Source organism: Streptomyces liliiviolaceus, from assembly GCF_018070025.1.
Lineage (GTDB): Bacteria > Actinomycetota > Actinomycetes > Streptomycetales > Streptomycetaceae > Streptomyces > Streptomyces liliiviolaceus.
The window spans coordinates 1,717,564-1,742,880 of the sequence record NZ_JAGPYQ010000002.1 but is presented as its reverse complement, the minus strand read 5'-3'; the positions used below and the strand labels follow the sequence as shown (position 1 = coordinate 1,742,880).

Sequence of the window (25,317 nt, the reverse complement as noted above, 5' to 3'; positions counted from 1 at the left end):
GGTGGCAGGTGCGGGCGTGCGGCACACCGGGGCCGGGTCAGGAGGCGGGTCTTCGGGGAGCCGGGCCGGTGGACTCCCGGACGACCAGGCGGGGCCGGTCGTCGAGCCGCTCGGCCTCGACGTCCTCGCCGCACCGGGCGAGCAGGACCCGCGCGGCAGCCGCGCCGACCCGCTGCACCTGCTGGTCGACGGTGGTCAGCCGCGGATGGAGCCAACGGCCGAGCGGCAGGTTGTCGTAGCCGACGACCGAGAGATCGCGAGGGACGCGCAGCCCCGCGCGCTGCGCGGCGCCCATGCCGCACACAGCCATGGAGTCGTTGGCATAGACGATGGCAGTGGGGCGGTCGGCGGTGTCGAGCAGCGCGACCGTCGCGGCGACGGCCGACACCTCCGAGAAGTCCGTGTGCAGCACGGCGACCGGCCGTACCCCCGCCGCGCGCAGGGCCGCGTCGAAGGCGCCGTGCCGCAGTCTGGTGTGCTGCAACTCCTCGGGACCCGCCACATAGGCGATGCGCCGGTGGCCGAGTTCCAGCAGATGGGCGACGACTTCTTCGACGCCGGCGCCCTGCTGACCGAGGCCGACGCTCGGCACCGCCGCCGCGCGGTCGGGAGCGCCGAGCAGCACCGCGGGCAGGCCGAGGCGGGCCAGCAGCGCGGGGCGGGGGTCGACGGCACGCGCGTCCGTGAGCACCGCACCGTCCACCCGGCCCTCGGCGGCCAGCCGTTCGTAGAGGACGTTCTCCTCCTGCGCGCCGGCGACCAGGTGCAGCAGCAACCCGTAACCGCGCGGGGCGAGTTCGCCCTCTATACCGGTGATCAGTTCGCTGAAGTGGGGGTCCGCGCCGAGGACGTCGGTGGGGCGCCGGACGACCAGGGCGAGCGTCCGGGTGCGGGCGCTGCGCAGGGCCGCGGCGGGCGCGCTCGGCGACCAGCCCAGCTCCAGCGCGGTGTCCAGGATGCGGCGGCGGGTCGTCGAGGACAGCCGCCCCTTGTCGTTGAAGGCCTGGGAGACAGCCGCGGTGGACACGCCGGCTGCCGCCGCGACGGCCTTGATGGTGGGACGCCGTCCTGCCCTGTCCGGCGTGCCGGGCTCTTCGGTGGACGTGCTCACATCTTCACCGCCCCGCTGACGAGCGCCTGCTGCATGCGCTTCTGCAGCACGGTGTAGACGACCCACACGGGTACGAGGGTGAGGACCGTGCCCGCGGTGAGGACGCCGTAGTCGGTGCCGGTGATCGACTTCAGGGTGGGCAGGGCGACCTGGACCGTGCGCTGGGCGGGATCGGGCCCGATGATCACGAGCGAGTACAGGTACTCGTTCCAGAAGGTCAGGAAGTTCAGCAGCAGCACCGTCGCGATGCCGGGCATGCACATCGGGACGTAGACGTGTCGCAGGACCGCGAACGTGGACGCGCCGTCCATCCGCGCGGCCTCCTCCATCTCCTTGGGGATGGTCCGCATGAACTGCACCAGGATCACCACGGACAGCGGCATCGCGGTCGCGGGCAGGAACAGCACCATGAACGTACGGGTGTGGAACAGTCCCGTCGCCGCGGCCAGCAGGAACGTCGGGAAGAGCGCCGCGAAGGTGGGGATGAGGAAGCCGAGCGAGAACACCTTCTCCATGACCGACGCGAGCCGACCCGTGGAACGGGCGAGCGCGAACGCGGCGGGCAGCGCCAGCCCCAACGTCAGGACGAGCGCGAGAACCGTCACCAGCGTCGAGTTGACGACGGCGAGCCCCAGGTCGGCGCTGTCGAAGGCGGTACGGAAGTTGCCGAACCCGAACGAGGTGGGCAGGGCGAAGGGATGCGCGAAGATCTCGTCGTTCGTCTTGAAGGCCGAGGCGAGGAAGTAGTACAGCGGCACGATCAGCAGGACGGCGTAGGACCACACCAGGATGTGCGCGGGCAGCCAGCGCTTGCCGAGCTTCATGGTGAGCGGCTCCGATCAGTAGTTCTGGCGGAATGCGCGGCGGATGGTGAGCAGTCCGACGAGCCCGGCGAGGAAGAGGATGACGCCGACGGTCTGGCTGTAGCCCAGGTCGGCCGCGATGAACGCCTTCTGGTAGACGAGGAACGACAGGGTGGTGGACGAGCTGCCCGGTCCGCCCTGGGTGAGCAGCAGGACGTGCTGGGCGGACCCGAAGAGCGTCCACAGGAACTGGAGCATCGTCACGACACCGACGTAGTCGCGGATCACGGGGAAGTGGATGAGCCACATCGTGCGCCAGTGCCCGGCGCCGTCGAGTTGTGCGGCCTCACCGAGTTCGTCGGGCACACTGCCGAGCCGGGCCGCGAACAGGACGGCCGTGAAGCCGATGCCCGCCCACACGTCCAGCGCGATGAGACAGGCCAGCGCGGTGGACGGCGAGGCGAGCCAGGCGTCGGTCAGCGAGCCGAGTCCGACGGACTCCAGCGCGCCGTTGGCCAGCCCGTCCGGGGAGAGCGCGGCGTAGAAGACCATGGCCTTCGCCGGCGTCGAGATGAGCCCCGGGATGAAGAGCAGATAGCGGATGACCCGGTGCCCCGGCGGCTTCTGCGCCACGTAGTAGCCCAGCATGTAGGCGCACACGATCATGATGGGCAGGGCGACGGCGAGCTGGACGGCGGTGTTGCGCACCGCGTCCCAGAACACCGGGTCGTCCATGACCGTGCGCACGTTGCCGAGGCCGGCGAACGACACCGGCTGCAGCATGCCGGGCCAGTGCAGGGCGGCGACCACGAAGATCGCGATCATCGGCCCGACCATGAAGACCAGGTACCAGATCAGGGCCGGCACGGCGAGGACGGTGCCGCCCTGCCGGGGCGGGCGCCGCTCCGCGGTGGCGGACGGCGGGCCGGGGCGGCGGACCGTGGTGTCGCCCGGTGTGGGCGTCAACGTCGTCATGCGGTGACTCCGATGGACTGGGGCGAGGGACGCGGGGGACACGGGGGAGGGGGCGGGGAGAGGCTCATGCGGAGCGGTACGCGGCTTCGAGCGCGGCGCGGACCTTCGCGGCGCCGGTACCCCGGGTGAAGGACGTACTGGTCGCGGTGATCAGCGGCTGGGTCGCAGCCGGCGGCACGTACACGTCGGGCAGCAGGACCTGGCTGACGTCGTCCCCCAGCCGCTGGGCCGCCGCGACCAGCGGGAAGTCCGTACTGACCGTGCCGGAGCGCAGCGCCATGTCGCGGCCGCTCTCCTTGATGAACCGGGACACGGTGTCGGGGCGGTACATGAACCGCAGGAACTTCTCGACGGCGTCGATCTTCTTCGTACCGTTCGGACTGATCCAGAACCCGATGAGCGTGTACGTCCGCAGGATCGTCGGCAGCTTGTGCGCGGCGCCCTCGGCGAGCGGCCAGCCGCCCACGTCCGTGTGCCGCGCGACGGACTCGGGCACTTTCGCGAGCGCCGACGACATCGCCGACTGGATGGCGGCGGACTGCGTGTTGTACTGCGTGGTCATCAGGTCGGAGGTCAGACCCTGGGCCTTGTCGACGAACACCCCGGCGTCGCGCAGCGCCACGAAGTACTCGATGCCCTCCATGGCGCCCCTGCTGCCACTGAAGTCACCGGTGGAGTAGACGTGCCGGGCCTCGTCCTCGCTGAGGAAGGTCTGAATGATCTGGGCGAGGAGCTTCTGCCCGGTCCAGTCGTTGCCGCCGGTGGTGACGGGGGCGATGCCCTTGGCCCGCAGTTTGCGGGCCGCGGCGATCAGCTGGTCGCCGGTCACCGGGATCTCGTCCACGCCCGCCTTGTCGAGGAGCGAGCGGTTGTAGGCGACGGGCCAGTTGGTGGCGAAATAGGGGAAGGCCCGCAGCCTGCCCTCGCCGTCGGTCCAGGCGTCCAGGGCCACGGGCAGCACGCGCTCGCGCAGCCCCCAGTCGTCCAGATAGTCCTTGACGTCGACCGTGGCGCCGACATCCGTCCAGGCCAGGGTCTTGTCGTAGAGGTTGACCATCACGACGTCCGGCTCCTTACGGGCCAGCCGGGAGGTCTCGTAGACCTGGGCGAGGTCGTCGCCGTTGACGAGGTTCTTGACCTTGAGCCCCGGGTTCTCCTTGCGGAAGCGGTCCAGGGAGTCCAGATAGGTGGGCGATCCCGGCGCGGTCGTGCCCAGCTGGCTGTGCACGACGAGCGTGTCGGGATCGGAGTCCGCCGCGGCCAGCGCGGAACAGCCGGACAGAGCGGGCAGGGCGGTCGCGGCGGTGAGGCCGGAACCGGCGGCGAGGAAGCCGCGCCGAGTCAGCGGTGAGCGCACAGCGGGGTGTCTCCAACCAAGGCGGTTAACGAGTGGTTAATCGATGTACCTGCGGAAGTGCGAGGACTTTAGGAGGGGTTCCGCGTGCGGTCAAGACCTGGAAGGGATCTGCTTCCCCGAACGGGGGCGGATCCCTTCCAGGCCACCGCGGGCGAGCGCCCCGAAGGGGCGCGGGGAACTGCGCGCTCAGCCACCGCCGACCGGCAGCCGCCACACGTCGGATCCCCGCGCCCCGGAGGGCGCTCACCCCGGTCACCCCGGAGGGCGGCCCACGCCTGAGGACCAGGCGCCACAGCCACCCGTAAGCCGGTCGGCTGTGTCAGCCGACCCCCACCGCCCGCACGATCGTCTGCACGACGGAGTTCCCCCGCGCATCGGACGCATGGACCCGCACCGAGAGGAACTCGGCCTTCCGCGGAGCGGCGAGACGGGCGAGCGCGCCCTCGGACGACGTGGACAGCGAGGCCCGCCGCCAGCTCCGCCCGTCGTCGTACGACACCTCGACCTTGTCGACCCGGGTGGCGGCGCCGGAGACTCCCGGCACGTGCGAGGCCGTGACCAGCACGGGCGCGGTCCGCCGGGCCGTCCCGTCGGCCGCGGTCGGGATCAGGTAGTCGAGCTGCACCAGCGGCAGCAGACCGCTCTCGCCCTTCTTGGGAGTCGCCGACGCGAAGCCCCACTCGGTACGGGTGGAGGTCGAGTACGGGAATCCCTCGGTGCGCTCCGTCGTGGTCACCAGGCGGTAGCCGGCCCTGGCCGCCGGTACCTCGCCTGCCACGGAGTAGCCGTCGGAGCCCGCGACCAGGGCGTCGCCCCGGTACAGCTCCGTCCGCTGCGAGGTCGTACCGGTCCCATAGGTGCTCACATGGCCGTTCGTACCGTCACCCCAGCCCGGCACGTTCGCCTCGACGGTGTCGCCGGTGCGCCGCGGCAGCGTCTCGCTGACGTTGACCCGGGGCCGCTGCACGGGCCCGAACCACTGCACGTACGTGCTCCGCCCGGCCGGGTAGGCGAGCAGACCGGACTTCTGCGTCGCGAAGGCAGTGGTCGCCTCCTCCATCCACCGGACCCCGCGGTCCGAGGTCACCCAGTCGGTGCGCCGCGCCCCGGAGTGGGACAGCCGCTGCATGCCGATCTTCACCCCGAGGTAGGGCTGGATGTCGTAGCGGAACTCGTCGACCTCCTTCGCCGGATCGTTGCGGAAGTCGACGTCGACGCGGGCGAGCTGCCGCTCGGTCGGCGCGTACGTCGGCTTCTGGGGGATCGTGTCGTGCCAGGAGCGCACGAGGTCGTACAGGTAGCCCGTCTTCGCGTGGGTGACCGTGCGCATCGCGACGGAGCCGTCCGGGCTCGCCTTGATGCGGTCGATCAGTGCCGTGCCCTCGGTGCGGGACAGGCCCACGACGGTGAGCGGGGTCTTGCGGACGGGCTCGCGGAGCCTGCCGTCGAGGTCGTTGACGATCACCAGCAGGGCGACGCCGGCCTTCTCGGCGGACTGCACCTGGTCGGGGGCTGCGGCGGCCTTTCCGGCCGCAAGATCCTCTTCGTCCCCGTCGTCCTCCTCGTCCTCCGGGAGGTAGTTCACCACGGCGATCCTGCCCCGGGCGTCCAGCCCCTCGTAGTCCTCCGTCAGACCGGCACCCGCGTGGACGGCACGCAGGGTGCGGTCGCCCTCGGCCGGGTCGGCGGACCCGGGCTGGACCCACAGGTCGTCGAAGTCCTGCTTCCCGGAGCTCAGGCTGACGAGGGGCTGCTGCATCCGCCAGCGGGCCGTGTAGGTCAGTTCGCCCGAGGCGGGCTTCGCGGTCGGCAGGGCCCACAGGCTGTCGTACCCGCTGCCGACCGTCCAGGAGTCGACGACCGGAGGCGAGTCGTCCCCGAACGTCCGGCTGAAGTCGACCCGGACATCGCTGTCCGTGCTGGCCTTCGGCGTCACCACGCGGGTCTGCACCAGACGCGTACCGTCGAGCGTGACGTCCGTGTCGCCGCGGACCTCCACGGTGGGCGCGCTCAGCAGCGCCAGGCCCCGCGAGGACTCGCCGTGCGTCCCCTCGACCGGCGCCCAGACCCAGACCGTGTACGTACCGGGCCGTACGAGAGCGTCGAGGGCGCCGCCGGCCGCGTTGGCGGACTGGCTGTACTCGTCGCCCTGCCGCTGCCAGTTGACGAACACGAGCGACGGGCTCGGGACACCGGAGCGGTCGGTCACCTGAACACGCAGATGGAAGGGCTCCTCGTACGTGCTGACCCCGAGGAGCGACCTGGTCAGCGTCCTGCCCGAGGCCTCGGCGGTGAGCTGTGCCGTATAGCGCCGCTCGGTGGCGGCGCGGTCGAGATGGGTGGTCACGGTCGTCGCCGCGGAACCGCCCGCGGGGACGACGAGCTGCTTGTCGGCGACGGTGAACAGGCCGGTCGGCGCCGTCTCCGTGGCGGCCACGGACAGGTCGACCGTGACCGGCTCGGCGCCGTCGTTGCGCCACCGGACCGTCTTCTCGACGGTCTCGCCCGGCTCGCTGGTGGTGTGGATGCCGGCGTCGACCGTGCCCGTGGCGAACAGCGTGCCCCCGGTGGCGGCGACCGCGTCGACCCGGCCGTTGCCGCCCGCGTCGGCGGAGTTGTCCGGCGTGGCCTTGGACCTGCTGACCAGCGCGTCCTTGATCTCGGAGCCGGTCCAGCCGGGATGCGCGGCGGCGACCAGCGCGGCCACACCGGCCACATGCGGGGTCGCCATGGACGTACCGCTCTTCGCGGTGTACGAACCGGTGCCCGACGTGTACTGCGAACGCGCCGCCAGGATGCCCACCCCCGGCGCGGTGATCTCGGGCTTGAGGGCGTCGTCCCGCAGCCGGGGACCGCGGCTGGAGAACTCCGCCACGGCGTCGTCCGCGTCGACGGCGCCCACGGTGAGCGCGGCGTCCGCGGCGCCGGGAGCGGCCACCGTGTGGTCGTACGGTCCGGCGTTGCCCGCCGCGACGGCGAACAGGGCGCCGGTCTCGGCACTGAGACGGTTCACGGCCTGACTCATCGGGTCACTGCCGTCGGAGGGGCCGTTCGAGCCGAGACTCATGCTCACGACCTTGGCCTTGGCGTCACGGGCCGCCCACTCCATGCCGCTGATGATCCAGGAGTCGTAACCGTTGCCCGCGTCGCTCAGGACCTTGCCCACGTGCAGCCTCGCGCCCGGTGCGACCCCCTGCTCGACACCGCCCTCGGAGGCGGCGCCGCTGCCCGCGACGGTCGACGCCACATGGGTGCCGTGCCCGTTGCGGTCCGTGACGCCCTCGCCGGGTACGAAGCTCTCCGACGAGACGACGACGTCCTTCAGATCCGGATGCCCGGTGTCGTATCCGGTGTCCAGGACGGCAACGTCGACACCCGCACCCGTGTTGCCCTTCGCCCAGACCTCGGGCGCGCCGATCTGCGCGGTGCTGTCCGCGAGTTCGGCCTCGACCTTGCCGTCGAGCCACACCTTCTGGATGCCGCCGGCCAGCTTCGGGGCGCTTTTGGCGGCGGTGGTGGCCGACTCGCCCTCGGCCGCCGGTGCCGTGAGGTCGCTCCAGAAGGCTTCCGCCCGGGTACGGTCCTGGACGAGCGCGGTGCTGTTGATGCTGCTCAACGCCCGTGCCCCGGTGGCCCCTTCGGGCAACGACGTGGCATCCGACTTCCGCCGGGCGGCGGAGGCGTAACCGACGATGAGGGGCAGGCCGTCGGCGTGGGTTTCCCCGTAACCGTCGGCCAACAGGCGGGTGACGTTGAAGAGTTCGGGGTCGAGGAGGCCGGCGCCGACATAGGTGTCGGCGGAGGACGGGTACACGTACGTGTCCTCGCGTTGCCGGGTGATCCGCGCGTCGGCGCGCAGACCGTCCGGCCCCTGTACGGAGACGGTGTCGGGGCCGGCGCCACCCGGAGTGACGGTGACCTGATCACCTGTCAGCAGCGTGACGGTGTGGCTCTTGCCGTGGGTCCCGGTCTTTGAGTCGGTGACTGCGCTGCCGGAGCCGGCAACGTTGTCGGTGAGGGTGGACAGGTCCAGGTCGGCCGCGACGGCGGACGGGGTTGCTGTCAGCGCCACGAGGGCCGTTGTGATGGCCAGCAGTCTGTGTCTGCCGGGATGCGTCAGTCGCACGGGCGTCCTTGATCGAGTCGAGTGCAGGCGGACGGCTGGACACTAGCCATCCGATGACTGCTGCGGGAGGGCGTTCCCGGAAAGATCGTTCCGTGAAATGTGCTGGCAACGTGGGGAGTTGGGCGGCCGGGGCCGGGGCCGGCGGGTCGGGGTGGGAGCGCGAGGTGCGGGCGCGGGTCCGGGTGCGGGGGTGGGGGTGGGGGGGGGCACTCTTGACAAGGGCGCACCTCCGCAACGTACGTTCAGTGCGCAACCACCTAGCGCGGGAGTCACCTTGAGGGCGTCACACGTCAGGGCGTCACACAGCAGGCCGGTCCGCGGCGCGGTGACGCTGCCGGTCTGGACGAAGCGTCGGCACGTGGATCTGTGCCGGACGCAGGGCGCGCTCTGTAGCTGACCCCTGGTTCCGGAACCGGTCTCGGTTCCGGCTCTCCACCCCGGCGGCAGCCTCGTAAGCCCCGCATGTCTCGCATGCCTCGCGAATCGCGCGTGCCCATGTGTCCGTGCGCATCGCGTGTTGCCGCAGTCCCGGCCGGTCGCGTCCGATCCGGTGTGTCCGGCAGGTCCGGACGACGCCCGCGCGCGCCGCCGGAATTCCTCCGCCCTCAGACGTCACCGGTGCTGACGCCGGTGTCGCCGTCGGTGTCGGCCTGGGCGTCGACACCGGCCTCGGCATCGCTCCCCGACCGGTGGGAATGGACGATTCGTGAGTGCAGAACGCCCCAGGACGCTGAAGACCGTGACCGGAGCAGGCGGCACGTCCGAGACGTACGACCTGGCGATCGATCCGACCCGATCGACGCTGGACACCGCCGTGCGCGTGGCGGGACTCGCCGAGGCCGCGAGGATCGACGCCCTGTTCACCGCCGATCTGCTCAGCTTCGGCGCCCAGGGCCCGATCGGCTCGCAGGAACCACTGGTCTTCGTCTCGGCGCTCAGCCAGGTGACCTCGCGGATCGGCCTGATCGCCACGGTCTCGACGACGTTCCACCATCCCTACAACCTGGCCCGGCTGTTCGGCACCCTCGATCACGTCAGCAACGGTCGGGCCGCCTGGAATCTGGTCACCTCCTCCATCGGCGAGGAGAACTTCGGCCCCGGGGAGCTGCCCGGACCCGAGGAGCGCTACGCGCGCGCCGCGGAGACCTTGGAAGTGGTCAACGCCCTGTGGGACAGCTGGGAACCCGGCGCTCTGACCGTCGGCGCGGACGGCAAGGCGGTGCTGCACCGCGAGCGGGTGCATCCGATCGACCACTCGGGTCCGTTCTTCACCGTGGCGGGTCCGCTGAACATCCCGCCGCTGCCGCAGCGGCGCCCGGTACAGCTCCAGGCCGGTCAGTCGGAGGCCGGGCAGGCGCTGGGCGCCCGGTACGCCGAGATCGTGTTCACCTCGCTGCCCACCCTGGACATCGCGGTGGACTTCACCCGGAAGATCCGGAGCCAGGCCGAACGGCTCGGCCGGGCCGGCGGACTGCCGCTCATCTTCAGCTCGTTGCACGCCACCTACGGCTCCACCGAGGAGGAGGCACGCCGGCTCGTACGGGAGAAGCGGGAGTCGATCGACTTCGAACGCGGTCGCGCGCAGGTGGCCGACATGCTCGGCGGCGGCATCGACCTGTCGGAGATCCCGCTCGACTCGAAACTGCCGGAGAGCCTGCTGCCCGACATCACCTCGGTGAACCGCCGACGGGGCCGCGTCGACATCTTCACGGGGTACGCGCGCCAGGGCTATACCCTGCGGGAACTCGTCGTCGCGGCCCAGGACACCGGGCACTGGGCCGCCGCGGGCACCCCCGAGCAACTCGCCGACGCGGTCGAGGAACGGTTCCGGGCAGGTGTCCTCGACGTGATCTCGCTGAGCGGCCTCGCGGACCCGCGGCAGCACGACTTCGCCGTCAACGGCCTCCTCCACGAACTGCGCAAACGGAAGATCGTCGCCCCCGACTACACCGGCACAACCTTGCGCGAGAACCTCGGCCTCGAACTGCCGGCCCGCGCCTCCGCGACCGCCCGGGTCTGAACCGGCCCGGCGACCGCACCGTGAACGGGCGTGCCTTAGCCGCGGCCGCCACCCATCCCGTGCGGGGCAGTTGGGACGGCCCCGCACGGGATGGGAGGGAGGATCAGTCGTGGTGACGACCGTGGCGGCCGTGACGGCCGTCGTCGTCGGAGCCGCCGTGGTCGTCGTCGGACTTGGTCCGTGACCGCGTGATCTCGCCGCTGCCCCGGTCGACGTGGACCTCGTACCGGCTGCCGTTCTTGAGGATCTTCACGCTCCACACCGAGCGGCCGTGCTCCGTCTCGGCCTCGACCTCGCTGATGGTTCCGCCGCCCACGTGGGAGAGCGCGATCTCCCCGGCGCGTCGGCTGCCCACCGACGAATTCGGGTGTGTGGGAGTGGCCGTGGCCGGTCCTGCCGTGTCGTCGTCGGCTGTCGGAGCCGTGGTCGGAGCCGTTGTCGGCGACGCGGACTCCGACTCCGACTCCGATTCCGACCGGGACGGGGACGCGCTCGGTGCGTCGGAGGCCGGTCCGGGGGTGGCCGTGGCCGTAGCCGAGGTCGAGGCCGACGACGTGCTGCGGGAGTGCGACGTGTCGTCGCTTCCGCCCGCCAACGCCGTACCGGTGATCGCGGCGACCAGTGCTCCCGAAGTGAGCAGGACGAGTGATGCGCGCTTCATGGCGAACCTCCTGTGATTGCTGGTGTTGAGGAGAGGTTCGCGCGGGCCGGGATAGGGCCGCGCTGCGGCAGTGCTAAGAGCGCGCTAAGGCGGTCATGGGGGCGGGGGAGGGGCGACCCGGGGCGTGGGCGGTCCCAGTTCCAGAGTCACCCGGGCGCCGCCTGCCGGGCCGGTCGTCAGGGTCATGTGGCCGCCACTGGACTGGGCGGCCCGGCGGGCGATGTCCAGGCCCAGGCCGGTGGATCCGCCGAGGCTGGTGCCCCGTCGGGCCAGGTCCGCCGACAGCCCGGGTCCTTCATCGGCCACCGTGAGCACCGCGCCACCGCCGGAGCGGGGGGACAGGGTGACGGAGAAGGCGGTCCCGTCGGGGGTGTGGGCGAACACGTTCCCCAGCAACGCGTCCACGGCGGCGGCGAGTTCGTCCGCGGGGACACCGACCGGCAGGGGGCCCTCCGCCGTGACGTCCAGGGCGACGGCCCGCCCGGTGTCCTCGGCCAGTACGGTCCAGAACGCCACCCGCTCGCGGAGCGCCGGGGCCGCGTCGCACCGCGCGTGCGCGTCCGCCTCCGGGCGGTGCCGGGCCTGGCTGATGAGGCCGGTGACCGCCCGTTCCATGGCGTCCACCCGGGCGGTGATCCGGGCTGCGTCGGCTCCGGTCAGCGATTCCGCCTCCAGCCGCAGGGAGGTGAGGGGTGCGCGGAGCCGGTGGGAGAGGTCCGCGACCTGTTCGCGTTCCTCGCGCAGCAGTTCCTGGATCCGGTCGGCGAGATGGTTGAGGGCGCCGGCGACCTCGCGCAGTTCCGGCGGCCCGTCGGGGCGGGCGCGGGCCGTGAGGTCGGCCCGTGCGAGCCGGTGGGACACGGCGGACAGATCCGAGATGGGGCTCACCAGGGCACGGCTGAGGCGGTCGGCCACGAGCAGGCCCAGCAGCAGGAGCGCGGCGCCCAGACCGGCGAGTACCAGCCAGGCCTGTGTGACCCCGCGGGTCAGTTCGGCGGCGGGCACGAAGGCGCGGATGACGGCCGTGCCGTCCGGGCGGCCCAGCACGGCCACGACGATCTCGCGTCCGTCGGCCCGTTCCACGGTCCGGCTGACCCCGGCCAGGTCCGCGAGCCGTACGGCACTGGTCCGCGCCACCGGGGTGCCCAGGACCGACCCGTCGGCGAGGTAGACGGTGAGCGGCCCCCGGGCCCCGGCCGCCACGTGCTCGACGCTGCTCCGCAGGGTCTTGGGGTCCGCGGTCCCCACCAGCGACACCAGACTCTGCGCGTCCGCGCTGGCGGCGACGGTGGCACGGTCCTGCGCGACCGTACGCAGCAGCAGCGCCAGGGGCACGACGAACGCGAGGAGCGCCAGGCACATGGTCGCCGCGACGAGCAGGGTCAGACGGCGTCTCACGCCGGGTCCGCGGGCGCGCTCAGCCTGACACCGACACCTCGTACGGTGTGCAGATAGCGGGGGTCCTGCGCACTCTCGCCGAGTTTCCGGCGCAGCCACGAAAGGTGTACGTCCACGGTTTTGTCGGCGCTCCCGTACGGCACCCGCCACACCTCGGTGAGCAGTTCCCGCTTGCTGACGACCTGGCCCGCCCGGCCGGCGAGATGGTGGAGGAGGTCGAACTCGCGGGGTGTGAGGTCGAGAACGGTTCCGGCGAGGCTCGCCTCGCGGGTGCCCGGGTCGATGCGCAGTTCACCGACGACGGTGGCGGCGGCGGGCTCCCGGGAGTTGGTGCCGCGCCGCAGCACCGCCCTGATCCGTGCCTCCAGTTGGGCGGCGGTGAACGGCTTCACGACATAGTCGTCGGCGCCGGCGTCGAGCCCCCGGACGATCTCCGCCTCGTCGTCCCGGGCCGTCGCGATGATCACCGGGACGGGGCTGACCGCCCGCAGCATGCGCAGCAGTTCGATGCCGTCGAGGTCGGGCAGGCCGAGGTCGAGGACCACGAGATCGGGACGCTCGTCCAGCGCGGTCTGCAGCCCGCCCATCGCGGTGTGCGCGGCGGCGACGGCGTGACCGCGCTCGCGCAGGGCGCGGAGCAACGGCGTCCGTATCGTCGGGTCGTCTTCGACTATCAGGAGGTGAACCACAGCAGGCACGCTATCCGAGCGGTCGGACAGGTCCGCGCTGTTAACCATCCCTTAGGTTTCCCCGGTGCTCTCCTTATCGACGGCCGGGGCATAGTCGTACGCATGCCATCCCGTACTTTCCTCGCCCTGGCCGGCTGGACGGCCGCCGCCGTGGCCGCCACGCTCACCGGCCTGGCCGCCGTCGAGATCATCGGGGACGGGATCACCGGCTCCTCCGACGGCAGGACGCTCAGCTCGGCGCAGGTCGAACAGCAACTCGACGCGGCGAAGGCCTCGTCGTCGGGCCCGGGCGGAGGATCGGACACCGCGACCCCGACCGGCTCGACCGACCCGACCGACCCGACCGGAACTCCGGACACCGGGACGCCCACGTCCTCCCCAGCCACGACCGCACCCGCCGCCACCGCACCCGAGGTGAGAAAGACATTCTCCGCTCAGGGCGGCACGGCGATCGCAACCTGCCGGGGGGCGACCGTACGGCTGCTCTCGTGGGCTCCCGCCCAGGGATACGGGGTGAAGAGCGCCGACCGGGGCCCCGACGACGAACACGTCGAGGTGAGGTTCGAGGGCACCGCGGGCAAGGCCGAACTCCGCGTGCGCTGCGTGGACGGCCGCCCCACCGGATCGTGGAAACTGGACGACTGACACGGTTCGGTTTGACGCACCGGGTGGTGGCGGACACGGATTCACTGTTTGTCGTGGCTGCCTCTGGCAACGAGCCGGTGGAGTCGCCCGCGGTGGTGCAGGGCGACATAGCCGACAGCGAGCGCCGCGCCAGTGGTGAGGCACGCACCGATGGCGATGTCCCAGCCGGAGGGATGCGACGCCGAGGCGCCACCGACGCCGGCCCGTGCGCCGAGCGTGGGCAGCACGGAGGAGGGGGCACTTGGTGAGGCCGGGGTGGTGAGGGCGGCGGTACGGCGGGGCAGAACTTCGCAGGCGATGCCGTCGTCCGGGCCCTGGTCCTCGTCGAGCCGGTTCGGGTCACTGCGGTCCTGGTCGTACACGGCCTGCGCGTCTTCCTGGTAGGTGAAGTTGCGGCAGTCGAGGTCCTGGGCGTGGGCGGTCCCGGCGAGTGGCGCGATGGACACGATGGCACCGGCTATGCATGCGAGGGTGGCGCGGCGTGGCATGAGTTCCTCCTACTGGCCCGAGCGGCCATCGTGTCGACGCTAGGAAGAGACCGGGCTCGGCGGCGCGAGATGGTGGGCCGGACGGGTGGCCGGGACGCCGGCTCGACGACCGTGCCGGATCGTCCGCGGGTGGAGGAGATGCGGGCTCGAACTCCACCCGTACTTCCACCCATGGGTCCAGGTGTTTCGGGCCCGGAAACGCCAATCTTGAGGGCATGACCACCACCGACTGGATCACCGATATCGCCCTCGTGCTCATTGTCTTCCGGCAGTTGCGGGAAGGCCGCCTGGACCTCAAGTCCTATCTGATCCCGCTGGGGATCGTGGCCTTCGTGGCCTCCCACTACCTGCACACCATCCCCACCGCGGGCAACGACCTGGTGCTGATCGCAGCGCTGGTCGGCGTCGGCGCGGCGCTCGGCGTCGCAGGGGGCGTCTACACCCGGATCCGCAGTGCCGACGGACATCTCTTCATCAAGGCAGGCGCCATATCGGCGGTCCTGTGGGTGCTGGGCATGGGTGCGCGCATGGGCTTCCAGGTGTGGGTCGACCACGGCGGCGCCGACGACGTGGGCCGGTTCAGCGTCACCCACGACATCACCACCTCCCAGGCCTGGGTCGCCGCGTTCGTGCTGATGGCGCTCACCGAGGTGGTCACCCGGCTGGCGACGATCTTCGTCAGGAGCCGTCTGGCGATGCGCGAGCCGCAGCTCTCCGCGGGCCCGCGGCCCGCCGCCGCAGCCCTCGACCACACGGTCTGACCATGGGCTATGGTCGCGGCGTGTCCGCATCAGTGAGTGCCCCGCACCCCGGGCCGGCCCCCGACAGGGAGCCCGGCCCCCGGGCCGTGCCCCGCCAGGACCCCCGTCTCCAGTGGGCCATCACCCTGGCGGTCGTGGTCATCGCGATCGTGACCGTCCGGCCGTTGGACACCAGCGGCCGTGGTCTGGCGGTGGCCGCCCTGATCGTGGTCAACTCCGTGGCCCTGATGGCGCGGCACGTTCCCGAGGCCAGGGTTCCGCCCCGCGTCGCGCTCGTCTGGCTGACCACGGGTGTCGTCGCGGCCGCCGCCCTGATCGGGGTCTGCCGCAGCGGCTCCTGCTACCTGTTCGCCTACTTCCTCGTCGGCCACATCGGCTACCGGCTTCCGCTCAAGCAGGCCCTCTCGCTCGCGGCGCTGACCAGCCTGCTCTGCAGCGGTGTCCTGTACTTCCGCCTCGGCCCCGGCCACGAGGCGCTGCCCTGGTCCCTCGGCCTCACCATCGGCGCTCCGGTGGTGGTGGGGATCCTCAGCCGCAGCAGACAGCGCGCCCTGGAAGCGATGCTCTCGTCCGCCGAGTCCGCCGAGCGGGCCGCCCGCGCCGAGGCCAGGACCGCCATACTCACCGAGCGCGGCCGCATCGCCCGGGACGTCCACGACGTACTGGCGCACTCGCTGGCCGGGATCAACATGCAGTTGGAACTGGCGGACGCCCTGATCGACACCGGCGACCTGGAAAAGGTCCGCGAGGCGAACGACAAGGCGCACAGCATGGTCAAGGAGAGCCTGAAGCAGGCCCAGTGGACCGTGCACGCGCTGCGGGAGGACTCCCTTCCGCTGCTCGACAGCCTGAGCGCGATGGTCGAGTCCTCCGGCCACCGCGACGCCCTCACCGTCACCGGAACCGTCCGCGAACTGCCGGCCACGGTCACCCAGAACCTGCTGCGCATCGCCCAGGAGGCATTGACGAACGCAGCCCGGCACGCACCGGGCGGCGACGCCGGGGTGGAGCTGACCTTCGACGCCGCATCGACGACACTGAGAATCCGCAACGGGCCCGCGACCCGCGAGGTGACCGCAGGGGTCGGCAGCGGAATGGGGCTGATCGGGATGCGTGAGCGCGTCGCCCTGCTGGGTGGCACCATTACCGCGGGCCCGGTCACCGAGGGCCCCGACCAAGGCGGCTGGCAGGTGGAGGCAGTGATCCCGGGATGAGTGAACCGACCGATGACCCGCAGCCGTTGAAGGTGATCGTCGCCGACGACCAGGCCGCCGTCCGTGAGCCCCTTGCCGCGGTGCTCGGCATGTCCGAGGACATCGAGGTCGTCGCCGCCGCGGCGGACGGCACCGAAGTGCTCGCCGCCGTGGCCGCCGCATCGGTGGACGTCGTCCTGATGGACCTGCGCATGCCCGTGATGGACGGCATCGAGACGACCCGCCGACTGAGCGAGGAACACCCACAGGTCGCCGTGGTCGTACTGACCACCTTCGCCGACGACGACTCGATCCTGGCAGCGCTGGGCGCAGGTGCCCGCGGCTATCTGACGAAGAACGCGGGGCGCAAGGACATCGTCCGAGCGATCCGCGCCGCCGCCGCGGGACAGTCCGTACTCGACCGCGAGGTCCAGGACCGCCTCCTCGCCACCGCCCGCGCCCGTCCGTCGGCCCCGGACCAGGCACTTCCGCCGGACCTGACGCCACGCGAGCGCGAAGTGCTCACCCTCATCGGCCAGGGCCTGCCGAACCGGGCCATCGCCGAGAAGCTCTTCATCAGCGAGGCCACGGTCAAGACCCACATCAACAACCTGTTCGCCAAGGCCGGCATCCGAGACCGCCCCGAAGCCGTCCGCCGGGCCATCGCGGCGGGCCTGGCCTGACCTCCGGACTCTCTCACTGTCCTCTCGCTCGGCTTACCAGGCTCACTCGGCCGGGACCTGCTTCGGTGCCGCACGGACGTGTGCGCGTTCGCCCTGTCTCCCGATGAGACTCAGGAACTCGACGGGACCGGCACCGGTGGCCCCGAACCAGTGCGGGGTGCGCGTGTCGAATTCCGCGGCCTCCCCGGACCTGAGGATCAGGTCGTGCTCCCCGAGGACGAGGCGGAGTGTCCCGTTGAGGACATAGACCCAGTCATAGCCCTCATGGGTACGCAGGTCGGGTTCGGCGTCGTCGTTTCCGGTCGGCAGGACGAACTTGTAGGCCTGGATCCCCCCGGGCCTGCGGGTCAGCGGCAGGACGACCGCGCCGTCACCGCAGGGGATGGCACGAAGGTTGATACGGGGATCGCCCGTCGGCGGTGCGTCGACGAGCTCGTCGATCGTGACCCCGTGGGCGCGGGCGAGCGGAAGCAGCTGCTCCAGCGTGGGGCGCCGCAGGCCGGCCTCCAGGCGGGACAGGGTGCTGGTGGAGATGCCGGTCTCCGCCGCCAGGTCGGTGAGCGTGACGCCCCTGTTCAGCCGAAGACGCTTCAGCCTCGGTCCGACGGCGTCCAGAGTGCGGTCGATCGCTTCATCCATGCCGCCATTTTGCCATTCGGCAACGACGTTTGCCGAATGGCCGTACCTCTCTGCACTGTGAAGCAGGAACCGGGAAACGCCTCCGCAGAGGGGTGTCACGAACATGGAGGGCGTAATGGCGACGCACGGATTCGACAAGGAATATTGGGAGCGGCACTGGGAGCAGGGGTCGGCCGACCGCCCCGGCTCCATGGGCGGCAACCCGCCGAACCCGTACCTCATTCATGAGACCGCCGACCTGACACCGGGCACGGCCCTGGACGCGGGATGCGGCAGTGGCGCCGAGGCGATCCTGCTCGCCTCCCGTGGCTGGCAGGTCACCGCGGCCGACATCTCGGCCGAGGCACTCGCCCTGGCCGCCCAGCGCGCGGCGACGAGCGGTGCCCCCGAGAGCGTGCGCTGGGTCGAGGCGGACCTGGGCAGCTGGCGCCCGGACACGCAGTTCGACCTGGTCATGACCCACTACGCCCACCCGGCGATGCCGCAGCTGGAGTTCTACGACCGCATCGCCGGATGGGTGGCTCCCGGCGGCACGCTCCTCATCGTGGGGCACCTGCACACCTCCGACTCCACCGGCCACGGACACCACCCACCTGCCGAGGCGTCGGCCACCTCCGAGGCCATCACCGCGCGCCTCGACGGCAGGGACTGGGAGATCGTCACCGCCGAAGAGCGTCTCCGTACGCTCACCGGTCACGGGAGCCGAGCGGTCCCGCTCCACGACGTCGTCGTACGCGCCACCCGACGCCCCTGATCGCATGCCCCTGATCACACGCCTCGCGCCGCCGGAAACCTCTGCCGCGGCGCCGCGTCTTCCTGCCCGCTCCAAAGAACTTCCGTGAGAAGGAATCACATGAGTACGCACCTGTCCTCGGGCGCGCAGGCCCCCGACCCGACCATTCAGGACCCACGACAACGCCGGACCATTCTCGTCGGGGTCTGCGTCGCGCTCATGGCCGTCATCGCCTCGGTGTCCGGACTGAACGTCGCCCAGCCGGAGTTGACCGTCGCGTTCGACGCCTCGCAGACCGAGGTCCTGTGGTTCATCAACCTCTACACCATCACTCTGGCCGCGCTGCTCCTGCCGCTCGGCGCGCTGGGCGACCGGTGGGGGCGCAGACCGATGCTGGTCACGGGCCTGCTCCTCTTCGGCGCGGCGAGTGCGGCGGCCGGTCTTGCCACGTCGGCCGAGATCATGCTCGCCGCGCGCTTCCTGAGCGGCGTGGGCGCAGCCATGATCATGCCGGTCACCCTGTCCGTCATCACCTCGACCTTCCCGGACGAGGAGCGTTCCAAGGCGATCGGCGTGTGGACGGGCGTCGCCGGCGGCGGAGGCATCCTGGGGATGTACCTGTCGGCCGTCCTGGTCGACCTGGCGAGCTGGCGGTGGCTCTTCGTCCTGCCGGTCGTGCTCGTTGCCGTCGCCGTCGTCATGGCACTGCGATCCGTCCCGAACTCGCGCGAGGAGTCGCGGCACGCGTTCGACGCCGGTGGTTCGCTGACGTCCGTGGTCGCGGTGGTCGGGCTCGTCCTGTTCCTCCACGAGGGCCCCCAACGGGGCTGGACCGCGCCCGTGACGCTGATCAGCCTCCTCGTCGGCGTCGTTGCCGCTGCCGGATTCGTGGTGTGGGAGCTGCGCCGCAAGGCTCCCCTCCTCGACGTACGCCTGTTCCGCGAGCGAGGTCTCGCGAGCGGGTCCGTATCGCTGCTGACGGTCTTCGGAGTACAGGCAGGGATCTTCGTGGTCCTCTTCCCGTACTTCCAGGCGGTGCTGGGCTGGTCCGGTCTTCGCTCCACCCTGGCGCTCATGCCGATGGCGCTGCTGATGATGGCCGCCTCCGGCCTCGCGCCGCGGGCAGCCGCGCGGATCGGCAGCCGTTCGACGATGGCCGCGGGGATCTTCCTGGGTGGAGCGGGACTGGTCCTCATGGCCGCCTTCGTCTCCGTCGACGGCGGCTACCTCTCGATCCTCCCCGGCATGCTCGCCATGGGAGCCGGTATGGGCTTGACGATGACACCCTCCACCGAGGCCATCACGACCGCCCTGCCCCGCGAGCGTCAAGGTGTCGCGTCCGCACTCAACGACGTCACCCGGGAGTTCGGCACCGCGCTCGGTGTCACGCTGCTCGGAGCGGTCCTGACCGCCGGCTACCGCAGCGCCATCGACTCCCGGCTCGACGGAGTACCGGAAGCCGCCGCCGACAGGGCCCGCGAGGGCGTCAGCAACGCGCTCACGGCCGCCGACGGGGCCGACCCGCACGCGCAGGCGCTGGTCCGGGCCGCCCAGGAGTCCTTCGTCGACGGCTGGCAGCAGGCCATGTGGGCGGGCGCGGCGGTCATGGCGATCCTGTTCGTCCACGTCCTCGCGCGAGGCCCGAAGCAACGGGATCCTGCTCCCCGGGCCGGTGACGGGCTCTGATGCGGACAGGTTCGCCCTGCGGGCCGAGGGTGCTGGGGAACTCCACGGCGTACTCGTCACCGAGGCCGTCGGCCTGCCCGCCTCGGGACTACTGATGGGCCATGCAGACGGGTGTGTCGTCGAGGGTGGCCGAGAGGGGGATGTGGTCCAGCGCGGTGAGCCGTAACAGTTGCCGGATGTGCGGCTGGTCGCTGACCAGTTCAAGCCCGCCGCTGCGGGCGCGGGCACGATGGTGGGCGCGGTTCAACAGGTGCAGGCCGCTGGAGTCCATGAAGGACACCGGCCGCAGATCGACGATGACGTGCGGGACGGGCCGCCCGGTCGCGGTGTCGAGGTCGACGGTGAGCCTGCCGACGGTGAACACGTCGATCTCCCCGTGCAGTTCGACCACCGTGGCCCTGCCGCGCGGGAAGCAACGGGCATGGGCACCAGGCAGATCCGTACTGGGCAGAGGGCGGGAATCGTGCAGCTGCATGAGGGCCTCACCATGAACGTCGTCCGGGTCTCCGTACACTGCGGCACGGCAATGCGGAGGCCGTGCTGATCTGTTGCTGCGGGCTCACGGGGTCCAGGTCGCCTCACTGGCACGGTAGGGCGCGGTGGGCACGCAGAAACGATATGCCTGTCCGACAGATCACCCGATCGAATGAATGATGGCTGAGTGGCTTGCGGTGGGCCTGTGATTCCGCATCGGCGATTCACGCGTCGCGCGGCGCTGCGGCACAAGGGCGTCGCGGCACCAAGGTGTCGCGGCACCAGGGTGTCACGCGCTCGCCCCGCATGCGCCCTGTGCGTCAGCGAAGCCGACGTCCGCGACGCCGTGGTTGTTGCCGCGACCGGGCCTCGGCATGATGGGTGGCGCATGAGGCGGACCGGCGCTGACCACTGCTCCTCCGTTGCTCCTCCGGGAGGCCCGGTCGGGATGCATGTCGCGATACAGCGCTAGTCTTTCTCTCGCGCCGCTGACCGCGTCGCGCGGAGATGTTCGACCGGACCAGGACGGAAGCATGTCGGAAGAGATATCGCCCACCGGGAACCACATCGGCCCCGGTTCGTCGCCCGAACTGCGTGCCTCGCACGCGGACCGGGACCGGGTGGTCGACGTGCTGCGTATCGCGGCGGGGGACGGCCTGCTGACCGCGGACGAGTTGGACGAACGCCTCGAAGTCGCCCTGTCCGCAAGGACCTTGGGCGAACTGGCCACGCTCACCACCGATCTGCCGCCCACGGTGGCCACGGTCGGCGGGACCGGGGCGGAGGCCAAGGACGTGGTGCGGATCGAACAGGTCTTCAGCGGTGCGGTCGAGCGCGTGGGGCGCTGGGTGGTGCCCCGGAGGCTGGAACTCGTGGTCACCTTCTGCGAGGTGACACTCGACTTCACCGAGGCAGTGATCACGCACGACACCTTGCGGATCGACGTGGCCATGACGGGGAAGACCCTGACACTGATCACGAAGCCGGGCGTCGTGATCGACATGGACGGCCTGCAACTTGTGCACAGCAGGGTCAAGTACCGTCAGGCGCGCGCGAATCCTGATACGCCCGTCGTTCTGCGCGTGGAACTGGTCGGCCAGAAGGCCCACGGCCGCGTGGTGGTACGGCCCGCACGCCGGACGTTCGGGCAGTGGCTGCTGCGCAAGCCCGCGTAGGCCCACGGTGTCACCTCGTGACGATCCTGATCATCGGCGGCAGCGGCTACCTGGGCACTGAGCTGATCCGACAGGCGGCAGCAGCCGGGCAACCGACGGTCGCGACCTACGCGACCGAACCCGGCAGCGCCGCTCGAACCGCATGGTGCCACCTCGACCTGCGGGACCCCGAGCAGGTGGACGCGGTCGTGGCGGAGGTCGGCGCCCGGTCGGTCGTCAACGCGTCGAGCGGCCAGGCGGACTGGGCGGTCACGGCCCAGGGCCCGGTCCGCCTCGCGATGGCAACGGCGAGACACGGCTGCCGTCTCGTTCATGTGTCCAGCGACGCGGTCTTCTCCGGATCCCGTGTCCACTACGACGAGTTGAGCCTCCCCGACCCCGTCACCCCGTACGGCGCGGCGAAGGCCGCGGCGGAGACCGGGGTCCTGCTCGTGCACCCGCAGGCCGTCGTGGCCCGTACCTCGCTGATCATCGGCGACGGCCGGTCCGGTCATGAACGTGCCGTGCGGGAACTCGCCGCCGGTACCCGCGACGGCTGCCTGTTCACCGACGACATCCGCTGCCCGGTGCACGTCGCGGACCTGGCAGCGGCCGTCCTAGAACTGGCCTCGACGAACGCCCACGGCGTTCACCACCTTGCAGGTGCAGACGCTCTGAGCCGTCATGAACTCGGCGTTCTCATCGCCGAGCGCGACGGCATCGACGCCTCCCGCTTGCCCACCGGCCTGCGCGCCGGCAGTGCGTTTCCCGGCGCCCTGGATGTCCGGCTCGACAGCCGCGCGACCCAGCGGAAACTGCGCACCAAGCTGCGAGGCGCCCGCCGGTTTCTCGTCGGTCAGGTGTGACCCTCGGCCCTCGGCGGACGTGCACGGCACCACTCTGGTTGCCTCGGTGGGAGCGGCGACCCGGGCCTCCGCAGGGTCGCTCGTGCGACATGGTTCGGGATCATGTCTTGTTGCTCTCTGGTGGTAGGCGGTTTCGCCGTGTAGCGTCATCCCCAGATGTCGTGGTTCGCAGTACCTGCCCGCGCTCCGGTGCGGGCATTTTGCTGTGCAGTGCAGGACCAGGGCGATCACCTCCGGGCTCACGCGGTGTGGGTCCGATATCGACTGGAAGGCACGCGCATGGCCAAGGGAACTGTGAAGTGGTTCAACGCCGAGAAGGGCTTCGGCTTCATCGAGCAGGAGGGTGGCGGCCCCGACGTCTTCGCCCACTACTCGAACATCAACGCCTCCGGCTTCCGTGAGCTGCAGGAGGGCCAGGTCGTGAACTTCGACGTCACGCAGGGCCAGAAGGGCCCGCAGGCGGAGAACATCACCCCCGCCTAGTCTCACAGGCAGTCGTCGGTGGCCCCCGGAACGCATGTTCCGGGGCCACCGACGTGTCCGGCGAGCAACTGACTTGTGTACGCGCGTACTTGCGTGCCCCCGAAGCGTGTTCAGGGGCGCGGGTGTGTCACCCCGTTGTGCCGCCCTCTCCGCGCGTCCGGTCCTGTTCCGGGGAGTCGTGGGACGGCCGCCGTCCGGGTGATCCGCCCGACAGTGCGGTGTCGTCTCCGTGGTCGTGGCGCATGCCGGGTACCGCGTCGAGGGTGCCGTACGGCTGGTCGGACCCGGCGGAGTCGTTCGCCACGACGACCACCTCGTCCCGTGCGTGCCACACACGTCGTTCGGTCTTGGCGGGACCGAGCCGCAGTTCATGCCGGTGACCCGTGCCCGCCTCCGGGTCCGTGCGGCGGTAGCCGACCGCGCATTCGCCCCGCTCCCGGGCGGCCGCCACGACGGTCGCGAACGACGCCTCGCACCCGGGCGTCGTGTAGTGGTGGGCCGGGCGCAGATGCACCGACGCGCCGTGCGCCGCGAACAGTTCCCCGAACACGGCGGCCAGATGCGGGTTGTGCGCGATCTGGGCCATCAGCAGGCTGGTCAGTTCACCCCGGATGACGACATCGGATGCCGGGCCCAGCGGCGCGAGGGCCCGGTTGCGGTGGTCGCCGAGTTCCGCGACCACCGGCAGGACCCGGCCCGCCCGGAGCTCCAGCTCCCGCAGCATCAGCAGGGTGACCAGGACCCTGTCGTCGGGATGCCCCGGCCCGTCCACGCTGTCCGCCCCGAGCACGATCACCGTGTCGTATCCGAAGAGGTCCAGGTCCCGCAGGTTTTCCGGATGCAGCAGTTCACCGCTTCGGCAGGAGACGGCCAGCCGTGCCGCGGCCTGCGGGGAACTGGCCTGGTCCTGGACGGGAGTCACCTGTGTCTCATCGACGACGACATCGAGTACCGACCCCGGTGCGACGCTGTGGCCCAGCGCCTCCACCAGCAGGGGTGCACGGCGGTTCCAGCCGAGCAGCAGCACTCGTACAGGCCCGACGCGCTGGGAGTGCGGCGCCGCGAACGCGGTCGGGTCGACGTACGCACGGCAGTCGACCGGCGCCTCCGGCACACCGTCGTGCGCGATCACGATGAGCCGGTCTCCCGGGCCGACGACGGTGTCCGCGGCGGGACTGAGCAGCGGTTGCCCGTCCGGACCCAACACCCCCACCACGGTGGACCGTTCGAAGCACAGCAGCAGATCCCCGAAGCGAGAACCCGCGGACCCTTGCCGGACGGCTGCCGGCACATCCACGAGATGGAATTCCACGCCGGAGAAATCGAGCAGGTCGCGCAGCACCTCGCCCACCCCGGTGCGCCGCGCCGACTGCACCAGCAGTTCCGCCGTCGTCGCGTCCGTCTCCACGATCGTGCCGCGTTCGCCCGCGGCGAGCCGGGCCGCGGGCAGCTGACGGCGGTCGCGCACGGCCGCGACGACGGGCGGACCGGGCTCGTCACCGAGGACCGCCCGCAGGGCCAGCAGGACGCGTACGACCTCGCTGTCCGCTTCCGGAGCATCGGAGGGCAGCACCAGTACGGAACTGGCGGCCCGGGGAGTGACCAGGGCCAGGGTGTCGACCGTGGTCAGTGAGCCGCTGCGGCAGACCAGCCGGACAGCGGAGCCGCGCCCCAGGGACGCGGTGAGTGCCTCCTCCATCTCGGCCACGTCCCGGTCGGCCAGGACGGCGATCACGCACCGGGCGCCCGCCCGGGCCGCGGCCAGTTCCCCCACCACCGTGAACACCTGGTCCGACCAGCCGAGGACGACCGCGTGCTCCTGCTCAAGCACCATCGAGCGGCCCCGCCGCAACTCGGTCAGCCGTTCACCCAATCCGGTGGTGATCACCCCCACCAGGGTCGACACGCACAGCAGCGCGACGATCCCCAGCAGCACCGACAGCGCCATCCGCATCGGCGCACCCGTCGGCGCGCCGAGCCGCAGCGTCTCCGCGCTGGTCCGCCACACCGCCGACAGCCGGCCCGACAGCGAACGCGGAGAGCCGGGGTCCGTCCACACCACCAGCGCACTGACGGGCACCACCACCGCCAGACAGGACAGCACCAGCCAGCTCACGAGCATCCCCGTGCTGCGGGCCAGCGTCGTGTCGAACCGGTAGCGGGCCCGGTCCCGTAAAGAGGTCGGCCGTTGCCATTCCACTGCGCACCCCTGCTTCCCCCGCCCGCCCCGGACGGTGCCGCCGACACACACCAGGGGCACCACCGTCCGCACGCGTAACGGCAGTGCCCTGGTCTGCAAGAGTGCTGGTCCGGCGGCCAAGACACGCCCGGACACCATGACGTTCATCCTTTCGGGACACGTCACGTTCGCG

General features: G+C 71.1%; 24 protein-coding genes. 12 read left to right on the top strand and 12 right to left on the bottom strand.

What is annotated here, in order from left to right; all coding sequences use genetic code 11:
* Positions 1-37 precede the first annotated feature (37 nt).
* The 5 genes from J8N05_RS43050 to J8N05_RS43030 all read right to left on the bottom strand — a co-directional run bounded on the left by J8N05_RS43050 (position 38) and on the right by J8N05_RS43030 (position 8,318).
* The gene (locus tag J8N05_RS43050) at positions 38-1,111 is read right to left on the bottom strand and encodes a LacI family DNA-binding transcriptional regulator (protein WP_210892974.1); all 1,074 of its coding nucleotides are present in this window, start codon (positions 1,109-1,111) and stop codon (positions 38-40) included.
* Positions 1,108-1,935 carry a carbohydrate ABC transporter permease gene (locus J8N05_RS43045; RefSeq protein ID WP_210892972.1) on the bottom strand — a complete coding sequence of 276 codons (828 nt, stop codon included), beginning with the start codon at positions 1,933-1,935 and terminating at the stop codon, positions 1,108-1,110. Before J8N05_RS43045 ends, J8N05_RS43050 begins: the two co-directional genes overlap by 4 nt.
* A gap of 15 nt (positions 1,936-1,950) precedes the next feature.
* The gene (locus J8N05_RS43040; RefSeq protein ID WP_210892970.1) at positions 1,951-2,889 is read right to left on the bottom strand and encodes a carbohydrate ABC transporter permease; all 939 of its coding nucleotides are present in this window, start codon (positions 2,887-2,889) and stop codon (positions 1,951-1,953) included.
* Positions 2,890-2,953: 64 nt separating this feature from the next.
* Entirely contained in the window at positions 2,954-4,246 is a 1,293-nt protein-coding gene (locus J8N05_RS43035; RefSeq protein WP_210892968.1) for an ABC transporter substrate-binding protein, read from the bottom strand.
* A 319-nt stretch (positions 4,247-4,565) separates the two neighbouring features.
* A complete protein-coding gene (locus tag J8N05_RS43030) occupies positions 4,566-8,318 on the bottom strand; it encodes a S8 family peptidase (protein ID WP_210892966.1) in 3,753 nt (1,250 codons plus the stop codon).
* Between the two features lie 151 nt (positions 8,319-8,469).
* On the opposite strand from J8N05_RS43030, the gene J8N05_RS48250 reads away from it, so the two are divergent.
* Together J8N05_RS48250 and J8N05_RS43025 are read left to right on the top strand one after the other, a co-directional pair.
* On the top strand, positions 8,470-8,769 hold the full coding sequence (locus J8N05_RS48250; protein WP_407700008.1) for a putative leader peptide: 300 nt from the start codon (positions 8,470-8,472) through the stop codon (positions 8,767-8,769).
* Positions 8,770-9,078: 309 nt separating this feature from the next.
* Positions 9,079-10,392: an NtaA/DmoA family FMN-dependent monooxygenase gene (locus J8N05_RS43025; protein ID WP_210892964.1), complete on the top strand. Its 1,314-nt coding sequence runs from the start codon at positions 9,079-9,081 to the stop codon at positions 10,390-10,392.
* A gap of 103 nt (positions 10,393-10,495) precedes the next feature.
* Here the strand turns inward: J8N05_RS43025 and J8N05_RS43020 are convergent, their stop codons facing one another.
* Positions 10,496-10,747 (bottom strand): PepSY domain-containing protein, encoded by a 252-nt coding sequence (locus J8N05_RS43020; RefSeq protein WP_210892962.1) that lies wholly within the window; start codon positions 10,745-10,747, stop codon positions 10,496-10,498.
* 28 nt (positions 10,748-10,775) lie between these two features.
* On the opposite strand from J8N05_RS43020, the gene J8N05_RS43015 reads away from it, so the two are divergent.
* On the top strand, positions 10,776-11,069 hold the full coding sequence (locus J8N05_RS43015) for a hypothetical protein (protein ID WP_210892959.1): 294 nt from the start codon (positions 10,776-10,778) through the stop codon (positions 11,067-11,069).
* A 77-nt stretch (positions 11,070-11,146) separates the two neighbouring features.
* Here J8N05_RS43015 and J8N05_RS43010 read toward each other — a convergent pair whose 3' ends face one another.
* Together J8N05_RS43010 and J8N05_RS43005 are read right to left on the bottom strand one after the other, a co-directional pair.
* The gene (locus J8N05_RS43010) at positions 11,147-12,451 is read right to left on the bottom strand and encodes a sensor histidine kinase (protein ID WP_210892957.1); all 1,305 of its coding nucleotides are present in this window, start codon (positions 12,449-12,451) and stop codon (positions 11,147-11,149) included.
* Positions 12,448-13,140 (bottom strand): response regulator transcription factor, encoded by a 693-nt coding sequence (locus tag J8N05_RS43005; RefSeq protein ID WP_210892955.1) that lies wholly within the window; start codon positions 13,138-13,140, stop codon positions 12,448-12,450. The genes J8N05_RS43010 and J8N05_RS43005 overlap by 4 nt, the downstream gene beginning before the upstream one ends.
* 102 nt (positions 13,141-13,242) lie before the next feature.
* Between J8N05_RS43005 and J8N05_RS43000 the strand changes: the two genes are divergently transcribed.
* Positions 13,243-13,785: a hypothetical protein gene (locus J8N05_RS43000; RefSeq protein WP_210892953.1), complete on the top strand. Its 543-nt coding sequence runs from the start codon at positions 13,243-13,245 to the stop codon at positions 13,783-13,785.
* A 41-nt stretch (positions 13,786-13,826) separates the two neighbouring features.
* Here the strand turns inward: J8N05_RS43000 and J8N05_RS42995 are convergent, their stop codons facing one another.
* Positions 13,827-14,273, bottom strand: a complete 447-nt coding sequence (locus J8N05_RS42995) for an excalibur calcium-binding protein (protein WP_247706926.1) — start codon at positions 14,271-14,273, stop codon at positions 13,827-13,829.
* A gap of 215 nt (positions 14,274-14,488) precedes the next feature.
* Between J8N05_RS42995 and J8N05_RS42990 the strand changes: the two genes are divergently transcribed.
* From J8N05_RS42990 to J8N05_RS42980, 3 genes are read left to right on the top strand one after another with little or no spacing between them, the layout of a single operon-like run.
* Complete coding sequence (locus J8N05_RS42990; protein ID WP_210892951.1) at positions 14,489-15,034, top strand: hypothetical protein; 546 nt, start codon at positions 14,489-14,491, stop codon at positions 15,032-15,034.
* A gap of 2 nt (positions 15,035-15,036) precedes the next feature.
* Complete coding sequence (locus J8N05_RS42985) at positions 15,037-16,248, top strand: sensor histidine kinase (protein WP_210892950.1); 1,212 nt, start codon at positions 15,037-15,039, stop codon at positions 16,246-16,248.
* Positions 16,245-16,910, top strand: a complete 666-nt coding sequence (locus tag J8N05_RS42980) for a response regulator (protein ID WP_210892948.1) — start codon at positions 16,245-16,247, stop codon at positions 16,908-16,910. The genes J8N05_RS42985 and J8N05_RS42980 overlap by 4 nt, the downstream gene beginning before the upstream one ends.
* Positions 16,911-16,952: 42 nt before the next feature.
* Here J8N05_RS42980 and J8N05_RS42975 read toward each other — a convergent pair whose 3' ends face one another.
* The gene (locus tag J8N05_RS42975) at positions 16,953-17,549 is read right to left on the bottom strand and encodes a helix-turn-helix domain-containing protein (RefSeq protein WP_210892946.1); all 597 of its coding nucleotides are present in this window, start codon (positions 17,547-17,549) and stop codon (positions 16,953-16,955) included.
* Between the two features lie 115 nt (positions 17,550-17,664).
* On the opposite strand from J8N05_RS42975, the gene J8N05_RS42970 reads away from it, so the two are divergent.
* The gene (locus J8N05_RS42970) at positions 17,665-18,303 is read left to right on the top strand and encodes a class I SAM-dependent methyltransferase (RefSeq protein WP_247706925.1); all 639 of its coding nucleotides are present in this window, start codon (positions 17,665-17,667) and stop codon (positions 18,301-18,303) included.
* A gap of 99 nt (positions 18,304-18,402) precedes the next feature.
* Positions 18,403-19,968 carry an MFS transporter gene (locus J8N05_RS42965; RefSeq protein WP_210892942.1) on the top strand — a complete coding sequence of 522 codons (1,566 nt, stop codon included), beginning with the start codon at positions 18,403-18,405 and terminating at the stop codon, positions 19,966-19,968.
* A gap of 88 nt (positions 19,969-20,056) precedes the next feature.
* Here the strand turns inward: J8N05_RS42965 and J8N05_RS42960 are convergent, their stop codons facing one another.
* Positions 20,057-20,443, bottom strand: coding sequence for an STAS domain-containing protein (locus J8N05_RS42960; RefSeq protein ID WP_210892941.1), 387 nt, complete (start codon positions 20,441-20,443; stop codon positions 20,057-20,059).
* A 532-nt stretch (positions 20,444-20,975) separates the two neighbouring features.
* Between J8N05_RS42960 and J8N05_RS42955 the strand changes: the two genes are divergently transcribed.
* From J8N05_RS42955 to J8N05_RS42945, 3 genes are all read left to right on the top strand, one after another.
* On the top strand, positions 20,976-21,617 hold the full coding sequence (locus J8N05_RS42955) for a DUF1707 SHOCT-like domain-containing protein (protein WP_210892939.1): 642 nt from the start codon (positions 20,976-20,978) through the stop codon (positions 21,615-21,617).
* A gap of 17 nt (positions 21,618-21,634) precedes the next feature.
* On the top strand, positions 21,635-22,462 hold the full coding sequence (locus J8N05_RS42950; RefSeq protein ID WP_210892937.1) for an SDR family oxidoreductase: 828 nt from the start codon (positions 21,635-21,637) through the stop codon (positions 22,460-22,462).
* A gap of 279 nt (positions 22,463-22,741) precedes the next feature.
* Positions 22,742-22,945, top strand: coding sequence for a cold-shock protein (locus tag J8N05_RS42945; RefSeq protein WP_107014587.1), 204 nt, complete (start codon positions 22,742-22,744; stop codon positions 22,943-22,945).
* 127 nt (positions 22,946-23,072) lie between these two features.
* Here the strand turns inward: J8N05_RS42945 and J8N05_RS42940 are convergent, their stop codons facing one another.
* Positions 23,073-25,145, bottom strand: coding sequence for a CASTOR/POLLUX-related putative ion channel (locus J8N05_RS42940; RefSeq protein WP_247706924.1), 2,073 nt, complete (start codon positions 25,143-25,145; stop codon positions 23,073-23,075).
* Positions 25,146-25,317: the final 172 nt, after the last annotated feature.

Excerpts from the sequence above, each read along its gene's own strand:
- J8N05_RS43045 (WP_210892972.1), bottom strand. The coding sequence starts at position 1,935 with ATGAAGCTCGGCAAGCGCTGGCTGCCCGCGCACATCCTGGTGTGGTCC.
- J8N05_RS43040 (WP_210892970.1), bottom strand. The coding sequence starts at position 2,889 with ATGACGACGTTGACGCCCACACCGGGCGACACCACGGTCCGCCGCCCC.
- J8N05_RS48250 (WP_407700008.1), top strand. The coding sequence starts at position 8,470 with ATGTGCTGGCAACGTGGGGAGTTGGGCGGCCGGGGCCGGGGCCGGCGG.
- J8N05_RS43000 (WP_210892953.1), top strand. The coding sequence starts at position 13,243 with ATGCCATCCCGTACTTTCCTCGCCCTGGCCGGCTGGACGGCCGCCGCC.
- J8N05_RS42995 (WP_247706926.1), bottom strand. The coding sequence starts at position 14,273 with ATGCCACGCCGCGCCACCCTCGCATGCATAGCCGGTGCCATCGTGTCC.
- J8N05_RS42990 (WP_210892951.1), top strand. The coding sequence starts at position 14,489 with ATGACCACCACCGACTGGATCACCGATATCGCCCTCGTGCTCATTGTC.
- J8N05_RS42985 (WP_210892950.1), top strand. The coding sequence starts at position 15,037 with ATGGGCTATGGTCGCGGCGTGTCCGCATCAGTGAGTGCCCCGCACCCC.
- J8N05_RS42980 (WP_210892948.1), top strand. The coding sequence starts at position 16,245 with ATGAGTGAACCGACCGATGACCCGCAGCCGTTGAAGGTGATCGTCGCC.
- J8N05_RS42975 (WP_210892946.1), bottom strand. The coding sequence starts at position 17,549 with ATGGATGAAGCGATCGACCGCACTCTGGACGCCGTCGGACCGAGGCTG.
- J8N05_RS42970 (WP_247706925.1), top strand. The coding sequence starts at position 17,665 with ATGGCGACGCACGGATTCGACAAGGAATATTGGGAGCGGCACTGGGAG.
- J8N05_RS42965 (WP_210892942.1), top strand. The coding sequence starts at position 18,403 with ATGAGTACGCACCTGTCCTCGGGCGCGCAGGCCCCCGACCCGACCATT.
- J8N05_RS42960 (WP_210892941.1), bottom strand. The coding sequence starts at position 20,443 with ATGCAGCTGCACGATTCCCGCCCTCTGCCCAGTACGGATCTGCCTGGT.
- J8N05_RS42955 (WP_210892939.1), top strand. The coding sequence starts at position 20,976 with ATGTCGGAAGAGATATCGCCCACCGGGAACCACATCGGCCCCGGTTCG.
- J8N05_RS42945 (WP_107014587.1), top strand. The coding sequence starts at position 22,742 with ATGGCCAAGGGAACTGTGAAGTGGTTCAACGCCGAGAAGGGCTTCGGC.